This window comes from Amycolatopsis sp. NPDC058340 (assembly GCF_042723975.1).
In the GTDB taxonomy this organism is placed as follows: domain Bacteria; phylum Actinomycetota; class Actinomycetes; order Mycobacteriales; family Pseudonocardiaceae; genus Amycolatopsis.
In genome coordinates this window covers 20,265-30,387 of the sequence record NZ_JBHXIB010000016.1, presented here as the reverse complement: position 1 = coordinate 30,387, position 10,123 = coordinate 20,265, and the positions used below count along the sequence as shown (strand labels likewise).

The 10,123-nt window shown below is 70.6% G+C and carries 7 protein-coding genes; 3 read left to right on the top strand and 4 right to left on the bottom strand.

Going from position 1 to position 10,123, the window contains the following annotated elements:
- Positions 1-10 precede the first annotated feature (10 nt).
- Positions 11-751: a carbonic anhydrase family protein gene (locus tag ACFWIW_RS19955; protein WP_378369783.1), complete on the bottom strand. Its 741-nt coding sequence runs from the start codon at positions 749-751 to the stop codon at positions 11-13.
- A gap of 218 nt (positions 752-969) precedes the next feature.
- Between ACFWIW_RS19955 and ACFWIW_RS19950 the strand changes: the two genes are divergently transcribed.
- Positions 970-1,440: a hypothetical protein gene (locus ACFWIW_RS19950; RefSeq protein ID WP_378369782.1), complete on the top strand. Its 471-nt coding sequence runs from the start codon at positions 970-972 to the stop codon at positions 1,438-1,440.
- A 4-nt stretch (positions 1,441-1,444) separates the two neighbouring features.
- On the opposite strand, the gene ACFWIW_RS19945 is transcribed toward ACFWIW_RS19950, so the two are convergent.
- Positions 1,445-2,098: a TetR/AcrR family transcriptional regulator gene (locus ACFWIW_RS19945; RefSeq protein WP_378369781.1), complete on the bottom strand. Its 654-nt coding sequence runs from the start codon at positions 2,096-2,098 to the stop codon at positions 1,445-1,447.
- Between the two features lie 116 nt (positions 2,099-2,214).
- Between ACFWIW_RS19945 and ACFWIW_RS19940 the strand changes: the two genes are divergently transcribed.
- Positions 2,215-4,911 carry an MMPL family transporter gene (locus ACFWIW_RS19940; protein ID WP_378369780.1) on the top strand — a complete coding sequence of 899 codons (2,697 nt, stop codon included), beginning with the start codon at positions 2,215-2,217 and terminating at the stop codon, positions 4,909-4,911.
- Entirely contained in the window at positions 4,911-6,971 is a 2,061-nt protein-coding gene (locus tag ACFWIW_RS19935) for a YhgE/Pip family protein (RefSeq protein ID WP_378369779.1), read from the top strand. The genes ACFWIW_RS19940 and ACFWIW_RS19935 overlap by 1 nt, the downstream gene beginning before the upstream one ends.
- A gap of 25 nt (positions 6,972-6,996) precedes the next feature.
- Here ACFWIW_RS19935 and ACFWIW_RS19930 read toward each other — a convergent pair whose 3' ends face one another.
- Positions 6,997-9,408 carry an ABC transporter permease gene (locus tag ACFWIW_RS19930; RefSeq protein WP_378369778.1) on the bottom strand — a complete coding sequence of 804 codons (2,412 nt, stop codon included), beginning with the start codon at positions 9,406-9,408 and terminating at the stop codon, positions 6,997-6,999.
- Positions 9,408-10,097 carry an ABC transporter ATP-binding protein gene (locus tag ACFWIW_RS19925; RefSeq protein ID WP_378369874.1) on the bottom strand — a complete coding sequence of 230 codons (690 nt, stop codon included), beginning with the start codon at positions 10,095-10,097 and terminating at the stop codon, positions 9,408-9,410. The genes ACFWIW_RS19930 and ACFWIW_RS19925 overlap by 1 nt, the downstream gene beginning before the upstream one ends.
- Between the last annotated feature and the right edge of the window lie 26 nt (positions 10,098-10,123).

Below are 10,123 nucleotides of genomic sequence, written 5' to 3'. Positions count from 1 at the left end.
TCCTCGCCACTCACGAGAACTGGGGTACGACGGTCAGCCGCCGCCCGTTGAGCGGCTGGGGCGAGCGGGCGTTGCCCGCACCGAACAGGCCCTGGAACCGCGCGACCGTCGACGGCGAGACGGTCTGCTCGGACATCAGGAACCACTGCACGCCTTCGGTGAACGGGGCCGTGGTGAGGGATCCGTCGTAGCGCAGCGTGCTCCGGTCGCGGGGCAGGAGCGTGGCGAGGTCGAAGTCCGCCAGCGCCACCGTTTCACCGCACTCCGGGGCGAGTTTCGCCAGGACGCGATCCACCGGCGACTCGGCGCCCGAACGCAGGGGCACGCCGATCACCAGCAGTTTCCCGGCGGCGCTTCGGTGCACGAAATGCATTTCCAGCGGATCGGTGCGGCCACGGAAACGGTGTTCGGACGGGGTGTGGAAATGGAACTGTTCGAGTTCGTAGCGGACCCCGGCGAGTGTGACGTGCCCGGTGCCCGGCCTGACGATGGCCTCTTCGGTTTCTTCGCGGTTCCTCGTGCCGCATCCGTCGGCGTCCGACGCGTCCTTCCGGATGTATTCGAGGTCCAGATCCGAGTGGCCGTAGGAGATGTCCAGCCTCGGCAGGGTGGGATCGAACCTGATCGCGCCGGGGGAGATGTCGACCGGGCTCTGGGCTGGCTGCCGCGAGTGGGCGGTGCCGCCCGCGGTGAGCAGGAATCCGGCGAGGGCGAGGGGAACGACGAATGCGACAAGGCGCCTGCGCGTCACGCTCTGAACCTTTCGAAGAGCCGCACCCGATGGAGTGGTGCGCGCGAGAAGAACACATCTTTTTCCCGCGCCGGAGAATGCGCAAGTCCCCAGAACAGGGCAATTTCCGACATATTCTCCCGTTTCGTGCGAAACGGAGCGTGATTTGTGTCGGCACTTCTCGAAAGATTCACTGTGCGCAGCCAGGGGGGCACCCCTAGTATCCGAAGGTGTCGATCTTGACTGTGCTCCTCAGCCTGCTGGCCCTTTTTCCCGCCGTGGACCCCGTTTCGCGAACAGGTGCCTGCGAGGGAACGGAAGGGGTGACCGTCGCGGTCGGCGTGCTCGTGCGATGTGTGTCCGGTTCGCCCGGTGACGCGCGGACCGCGCTCGAGCGATCCGGGCTCGCCGTGCGGCTGGGGGAAGGACCGGGGCCGTACGGCGATTCTCGCTACGTCTGCCGCGTCGAGGGCCTGCCCGAGGACGATCCCTGCACCGGCCATCGGGACGGAGCGTCGTTCTGGAAGGTGTGGCGGGTCGGGCTGGATCCGGTGGCCTGGCGCGAATCCGGGACCCGGGACGGGCCCGGCGCGGTGCGGGTCTGCCCCGGCGGGCTCGTCGGCTTCGTCTTCGGGCCGAAGACGTCGCAGATGCCCGTGGCGCCCGAGCGGGTGGTGACCACGCCCGGGTGGCTTCCGCCCCGGTGCTGACGGGTCACTTCGCCGGGACGATGAGCGACGCCATCACCTTCGGGATCAGTTCGCTGACGAACCGGCCGTCGGCGGGGAGTTCGCCGCCTTCCAGCAGGTAGTTCTGCAGTCCCTGTTCGTACAGGGCGACCAGGACGTGCACCGCGTCGTCCGCCGAGATCGTCAATCGCCGGTCGATCCGGTCGAGCGTGCCGACCAGTACCGCGCCCAGCTCGGTGTGGAAGTACCGGAACGCGGCGCCGATCCGGTCGCGGATCTCCGGCTGCCGCAGGCCCTGGGTGCGGAATTCCGCGCACAGCAGGTACCAGTCCTTGTCGGCGTTGAGCGCGACCATGAACAGTTCGGCGATCCGCCCGAGCGTGGGGGAGAGGTCTTCGTGCGCGCCGACGACGGCGTCGCCGAGCACGCTCTCGGTTGCCTCGCGGAACCGCTCGAGCCGGATCGCGGTCTCCTCCTGGAACAGGGCGAGGAAGAGGTCTTCCTTCGAGCTGAAGTTCGAGTAGAAGGCGCCGCGGGTGAAGCCGGCGCGCTCGCAGATCAGCTCGACCGGGGTGTCCCGGATGCCGCGTTCGGAGAAGGCCTCGTACGCCGCGTCGATCAGCCGTCGGCGGGTGTCCGCCCGGCGCCTGGTCATGGTGGCGCCCCGCTCCTCGGTCATCTCGCCATTCTTTCGCATCGGCCCCGTTCACTCGGCTGTGGGACAGGATACATCGTGAATCGGATACAGCGTGTATTACGATACGCCATGTATCCAACGAGTGCCGGGAGCCGATCGTGTCGTCATTCCTCTACCGCCTCGGCAGGCTCGCCGCCCGCGGGCGCGTACTGGTCACCGCGTTGTGGCTGGTCGTGCTGTGTGTCTCCGGCGGCGCGGCGCTGCTGTTCGGTCAGGGCACCGACGACACGTTCGCGATCCCCGGCTCGGAATCCCAGGAGGCGCTCGATCACCTCGGCCGCGTCTTCCCGCAGGTGAGCGGGACTTCGGCGCAGTTGGTCGTCCTTGTTCCCGAAGGACAGCGTGCCGACTCCGCCGCTGTGCGCGACTCGGTCGCCGGCGTGGTCCCGGAGCTGACCCGGGCCCCGCAGGTCTCGGCGGTGGTCAACCCCTTCGACCCGGCCGTGCACGACGCGGTGTCGAAGGACGGCCGCGCCGCCTTGGTCACCGTGCAGCTCGACGTCGGCCTCGCCGACATCCAGCCGTCGACCCGGACCGCGCTCGCCGGGATCGCGCAGGACCTGGAGTACCGGATCGGCCACGGCACCGAGGTGCTCACCGGCGGCGACGCGTTCTCGGACAAGGTGCCGAAGCTCACCCCCACCGAGGGGATCGGTCTCGTCATCGCGCTCGTGGTGCTGCTGATGGTGTTCGGTTCGTTCATCGCGGCCGGGATGCCTTTGCTGACGGCGATCCTCGGCGTCGGGGTCTCGGTGGCGCTGGTCTACGCGGCGACCTCGGTGGCGACGGTGTCCTCCACGGCGCCGATGCTCGCGGTCATGCTCGGGCTCGCCGTCGGCATCGACTACGCGCTCTTCCTCCTTTCGCGGCACCGGGATCAGCTCGCCGAAGGACTGGAGGTCGAGGAGTCCATCGCCAGGGCGACCGCCACCGCCGGATCCGCGGTCATCTTCGCCGGGCTCACCGTCGTGATCGCGCTGCTGGGCTTGTTCGTCGCTGGGATCCCGTTCCTGACGACGATGGGGATCGCGGCGGCGGGTGGTGTCGCGGTCGCGGTGATCGTGGCCATCACGCTCATCCCCGCGCTGCTGGCGTTCGCCGGCGAGCGGCTGCGGCCCAAGAAGCCACGAAAAGCCCGGAAGACCAAGAAGAAGACGCGGTTCAGCCTCCGCTGGGTCCGGCTCGCCACGAAGTCGCCGTGGGTCACGATCGGACTGATCGTCGGGGTGCTGGCGATCGCGTCGGTGCCCGCGCTGGATCTCCGGCTCGCCTTGCCGGACAACGGGACCGACGAGGACGGCACTCCGGCGCGGGTCGCCTACGACGCCGTGGCCGAGCATTTCGGACCCGGGTTCAACGGCCCGCTGGTCGTCACCGCGGACATCCTGTCGACCACCGACCCGGTCGGGATCACCAACGGCATCGCCGACGACATCCGCGAGGTGCCCGGCGTCGCCGTCGTCCCGCTCGCCACGCCGAATCCCAAGGGCGACACCGCGATCATCCAGGTCGTGCCGACGACCGGCGCCTACGACGAGGCGACCGACGACCTCGTCGAACGGCTGCGGTCCATGGAAGGGCAGTTCAAGGACCGGTACGGCGTGCAAACCGCCGTCACCGGGTTCACCGCCGTCGGCATCGACGTCTCCACGCAACTCGGTGACGCGCTGCTGCCGTTCGGCATCCTGGTCGTCGGGCTCTCGCTCGTGCTGCTGGCGATGGTGTTCCGCTCGATCCTCGTGCCGCTCAAGGCCACCTTCGGCTACCTGCTTTCGATCGGGGCGGCGTTCGGCGCGACGTCGTTCGTGTTCGGGCAGGGGCATCTGGCCGAGGCGCTGGGCGTCACCCGCACCGGCAGCGTGATCAGCTTCCTGCCGATCATCCTGATGGGTGTCCTTTTCGGACTCGCCATGGACTACGAGGTGTTCCTCGTGTCGCGGATCCGGGAGGACTACGTCCATCACGGCGACGCGCACAAGGCGATCGAGACGGGTTTCGTGTCCGCGTCGAGGGTCGTGACCGCGGCGGCGGTGATCATGCTGGGCGTGTTCGCCGCCTTCGTGCCCGACGGCAGCGCCACGATCAAACCGATCGCGTTCAGTCTCGCGGTCGGGGTGTTCGTGGACGCCTTCCTGGTGCGGATGACGCTCGTCCCGGCGATCCTCGCGCTGCTGGGCCCGCGTGCCTGGGGGCTGCCGCCGTGGCTGGACCGCAAACTCCCGGTGTTCGACGCCGAGGGCGACGGTCTCGTCCACGAACTCCGGCTCGCCGACTGGCCCGCGCCCGGCTCGGCGGAAGTGATCAGTGCCGCCGGTCTCCGGGCCGACGACGACCGGGGCCGCACGATCTTCCGCGACGTCGGACTGCATCTCGGCCCGGGGGAGATCCTCGCCGTGCACGGTTCCGGCCCGGCGGGCAAGAGTGCCCTGCTCTACGCGCTCGCCGGTCGTGTCCCGAATGTGCGCGGCGATCTGAAGGTCCTCGGCCGGGTGCTGCCGCAGCACGCGCACGCCGTCCGGCGGAACGTGGCCTTCGTCGCCTGCAAGGAGACCGACGACCCCGCCGGCGAGGTCCGCCGCGCGCTCGAAGACGGTGTCGCGCTCGTCTTCCTCGACGACCTGGACACCGTCGTCGCCACCGCTCAGCGCGCGGAGCTGCGGGCCGCGTTCGCGAGCCGGGCCGCGACGTTCGCGGTGTCCTGCCAGAGCCTCGCCCTCGTGCGGGATCTGCTGCCAACCACCGCCGTCGCGGGTCTCGCCATGACACCCGCCCCCGTCCCCGCCGAGGTCCGCTGATGTCCCGCTTCTTCACCGGTTCCGCCCGTGCGACCGCCATCGGACCGCTGACCTGGAAGACCTGGCTCGGGATCGTGCTCGTGCCGGTGATCGTCGCGCTCGGGCTGGCGTGGGCGTTCTGGTCGCCCGAAGACAACCACGGCGCGGCCAAGGCCGCCGTGGTCAACGAAGACGAGCCGGTGACGGTGAACGGACAGCTGATCCCGCTCGGCCGGGAACTGGCCGGAAACCTCGTGCACGGCGAGGATTCCGCGTACACGTGGGTGCTCACCGACGCCGAGGACGCGAAGGAGGGCATCTCCGACGGCACGTACTCGGCGGTCGTGACGATTCCGCACGACTTCTCCGCCCAAGCCACGTCGACGTCGGGCAAGCCGCTCGACGCGAAGCAGGCGATCATGCGCGTCGAGACGTCACAGCGCACCGGCCTGATCGACCCGGTGGCGAGCCGGGAGGTCGCGAACGCGACGCTCACCGCGCTGAACCGGCAGATCGTCGAGACCTATGTGGACAATCTGTACGTCGGATTCTCCTCGATCCACCAGCAATTGGTGAAGGCGGCCGACGGCGGCGGCCAGCTCGTCGTCGGGCTGCGGCAGTTGTCCGACGGGACCGGGAAGCTCGCCGCGGGCGCGGGCGAACTCGCCGGTGGGGCGGGAAAGCTCAGCGGTGCGGCGGGTCAGTTGGCGGACGGCGCGCGCGAGCTCGCGAACGGCACCGGGCAGCTCGCCACCGGTTCCGGCCGGTTGTCGTCGGGGCTGACCCAGGCCGAGAAGGACACCGCGCAGCTGCCCCGGCTGACCAGGGAACTGGCCGACGGGGCCCAGCAGGTCGCGAACGGCAACAAACAGCTGGCCGACACGATCTCACCGCTGGCGGACAAGGTCGTGCGGATCATCGACGCGCTTCCTTCGGCGGGCGACTCGGCGCGGAAGTTCGCCGAGCTGGCCCGGAAATGCGATCAGGACACGAAATTCTGCGCCGATCTCAAAGCCGCTTCGGAGAAGCTCACGGCCGACGCCACGATCCTCGACGGCAAACGCGCCGAAATCCGCGACGCCGTCGTCCGGACGAAGAAAGCGGTGCAAGACCTTTCGGCGGGCTCGCAGAAGGTCGCCGACGGGAACAGGCAGCTCGCGGACAAGTCGAAGGAACTCGCGGGCGGCATCGGCACGGCGGCCGACGGCGCGCGGAAACTCGACGCCGGGGTCAAGGCCGCCGACTCCGGGGCACGGCGGCTCGCCGACGGCTCCGGTCAGCTCGCCGGCGGCGCGACGACGTTGTCCACCGGTGCCGGTGAACTCGCCACCGGCGCCCGTTCGGCCGCCGACGGTGCCGAGCGCGCCGAATCGGGTGCCTCGGAACTGGCCAAGGGGCTCGACGACGGCCGGGGCAAGGTGCCCGACTACACCCAGGCCGAACGCGACCATCTCAAGCAGGTCGCCGCCACCCCCGCGATCGCCGACACGGCTGGCTCGGGATCGTTCGGCGAAGGCGCGGTGGCGCTGATCCTCGTGCTGGCGCTGTGGGGCTGCGCGCTGGCGACGTACCAGGTGATCCGGGCGGTGCCGCCGAGTGTGCTCACCACCCGCGAGCCGAGCTGGCGCATCATCCTCGCCGCGGCCGTCCCCGGCGCGACACTCGCGGTGCTCACCGCCCTGATCCTGACCGGGGTGTTCTGGGCGTTCCTCGGCCTGAGCTTCGGCAAGGCGGTGACCCTGCTGGTGGTGCTCGTGCTCGCGGCCGGGACGTTCACCGTCGTCAATCAAGCGCTGGTGGCGATCTTCAAACGTCCTGGCCGCTTCGCCGCCCTCGCGATCCTTGTACTCACCGTCGGCGCTTCGCTGGTTTCGACCGTGCCCGGCTTTTTCGGGACCGTGCTGGGGATCCTGCCGACCAACGGCGCCTTGGTGGCGTTGCGGTCGCTGCTGACCGGGACGGACGGACTGACGCCGGGGATCGTGCAGCTGGTGGTGTGGCTGGGAATCGGGACACTGGCGATGATCATGGTGACCGACCGGCGGCGGTCCTTGCCCGGACGAGATCTGCGGCTGGCCTAGGTACTCGTGAGTGCCGAGGACGGTTCTAACCGTCCTTGACACTCACGAGCATCGCCCGCCGCGCCGGGGCCAAGGCCGCCAGGGGAGCCGCGACGAGGGCCGCCGCCACCAGCACCCCCAACCGGCCCCACGGCGGCGCGAACACGATCGCCTCACCGCCGCCCGATGCCACTTCCGTGATCAGCCACGCGGAGGCGATCCCCACCGACAGACCGCAAACGGAACCGAGGACGGCCACGAACACCGACTCCGCGGTCAGCGCGGCACCGAGCCCGCCGCGCGTCAGACCCAGCGCGCGCAGCAACGCCGATTCGCGCGTCCGCTCCAGAACGGAGAGGGAGAGCGTGTTCGTGATCCCGGCGAAGGCGATCAACACCGCCAGCCCGGTCAGTGCCCACAGGAGGTTCAGGGTCTCCCGCAGCGGCGCGGCCTCCTCTTCCTTGATTTCGCCGACGCTGCTCAGTTTCGCGAGTGGCGAGGCGGAGAGCGCTCGCTCCAGCGCGGGCCGGGCCCGATCGGGATCGGTGACTTTGACGAGCACGCTCCCGTCGTAGGTCTCCCCGGTCGGGTCGAGCCTCCGCTGCTCCGTGACATCGACCAGCGCGAAGCCCAGATCGGCTCCCGGTGCGTCCACGGCGTCGTAGACCGCCACCACGCGCAGGGAACGCACGGTGTCACCGACGGCGAGCCCGGTCTGCTCGGCGAGGTCCTTGGCGATGGCGATCTCGCCGGGGCCGAGCCGGTCGAGACGGCCGGAAAGCACCTTGGGGCGCAGGAGATCACCGCTGACCGCGGTCAGCTGGAACTTCCCGTATTCGCCGAGGTCGCCCGGGAACGACCAGCGGGTCGCGGTGGCGGTCACGCCGGGCACGGCCGCGACGGTGCCCGCGAGCGCGGCGGGAAGGGGCCGGGTCGTGAGCACCGAGGTGACGGTGAAGTCGGCGGCGAGCTGCTCGTCCAGTCCCCGGCTCCGGCCTGCTTCGACGCCGGCCGCCATGGTGGTCGCGAGTGCGACGACGGCGAGGCCGATGGTGAGCGCGGCGGCGCTGGCGGCGGTGCGTTTGGGGTCGCGGCCGGCGTTGAGCGCGCCCAGTTCGGCGGCCCGTCCCGGCACGAGCCGCCCGAGCGTCCGGACGACCGGTCCCGCGATCAGCGGCCCGGCGGCCAGTGTCGCTCCGAGCAGCGCGACCATGGCCACCAAGGCCAACCCGGCGCCATCGTCCACTGAGGACCGAAGGGCCACCGTCCCCGAACCCACGGCGGCGGCGAGGAGGAGCCCCGTCACGATCAGGCGCGGACGACCGGAGCGCGTGGATCCGGCGGGCTTCCGAAGCGCTTCGACCGGGGCGACCCGTGTCGCCGCCCACGCCGGGATCGCCGCCGCGAGCGCGGTCACCAGGACGCCGATGGCCATCGCGGCGGCCACCGTCCGCGCGGTCAACGGGAGATGGACGGTCTCCTGACCGGCGATGGCCTGCAACGCGGCGGCGGCACCCAGACCGCCGAACAGCCCGGCGACGGACGCGATCGCCCCCACCACCGCCGCTTCGGCCAGCACGCTGACGAAGAGCTGCCGTTTCCCGGCACCGACACAGCGCAGCAGCGCCAGCTCGCGGGCCCGCTGGGTGACGAGGATGGTGAAGGAGTTGGTGATCACCATCGCGGCCACGACCATGGCGAGGACCGCGAAGCCGGTGAAGAATTCCGCCAGGCCGGCGGTGTTCGGCGCGGTTTCGGCGAGCAACCGGGCGGCGGCCTCCTTCCCGGTGATCGCGGGAACGCCCAGTGCCTTCTTCAGCTCCGCGGCCAGCCGGGCCTGTCCGACGCCGGGGGCGGCGCGCACGACGATCTCGCCGAACGTCGCCGCCGGGCTCAGCCGTCGCAAGGTTTCCTGGGGCACCACAAGATTCGCCCCGCCGAGACCGGCGTCGGTCGGACGGCTGAACGTGCCGACCAGCGTCAGCGGGTGACGGCCGCCGGTCTCGTCCAGCACGGTCACCGGCCCGCCGAGCGGGAAGCCCTCGGCACTGTTCCGCTCCATCGCGATTTCGCCCGGGCTATGCGGAAATCGGCCTTCCGCGAGGTCGTACGGGCGCAGCCCCTCATCGGCGCTCAGCGCGGTCGCGGCGGCGTCGCGCGGGCGCCCGTCGGGTCCGATCACGGGCGCGCCGACGGTGGCCCTGCCCTCCGCGGCGGCGACACCCGGCACCTGCCGTGCCTTCGCGAGCGTCGCGTCGTCGAGGGCACCCCGTTTGGCGGTGATCGACACGTCCACCCCGCGTGTCTCGAAGGCGACGGCTTCCCGCAGTCCGGCGCCGACGGAGTCCGTGAGCACGAACGATCCGGCCACGAAGGTCACGCCCAGCGTGACGGCGACGGCCGACAGCAGCAGCCGCAGCGGCCGGGCCTTGAGCCCGGCCAGCACGGTTCGCAGCATCACGCCACCTGACCGGTGAGCTCGGCGATCCGGCCGTCGGCCAGCAGCACCCGGCGATCGGTGTACGAGGCCGCCACCGGGTCGTGCGTCACCATGACCACCGTTTGGCCGAGTTCCCGGACCGAGGCGCGCAGGAAGCCCAGCACTTCGGCGCCGGATTTCGAATCCAGGCTGCCGGTGGGCTCGTCGGCGAACACGACGTCGGGCCTCCCGACGAGCGCGCGGGCACACGCGACCCGTTGCTGCTGGCCACCGGACAGCTCACCGGGCTTGTGCCGGAGGCGCTCCCGGAGACCGAGGGCGCCGACGATGGTGTCGAACCACGCCGGATCCGGGCGCCTGCCCGCGAGCCGGAGCCCGAGCAGGATGTTCTCCTCGGCGGTCATGGTCGGCAGGAGATTGAACGACTGGAACACGAACCCGATCCGGTCGCGGCGCAGCCTGGTCAGCTCGGCGTCGGAGAGGCCGGTGAGCTCGGTCCGTCCGATGTGGACGCGTCCGGCGTCGACGGTGTCCAAGCCGGCGAGGCAGTGCATGAGGGTCGACTTGCCCGATCCCGAGGGACCCATGATCGCGGTGAACCGGCCGCGCGGGAACTCCAGCGACACGTGATCCAGCGCCCGTACCGCCGTGTCGCCCCGGCCGTAGACCTTCACCACATCCGTCGCGCTCACCGCGGGACCGTCCATTGTGTGCATGTCGCGAGCATGGCCGG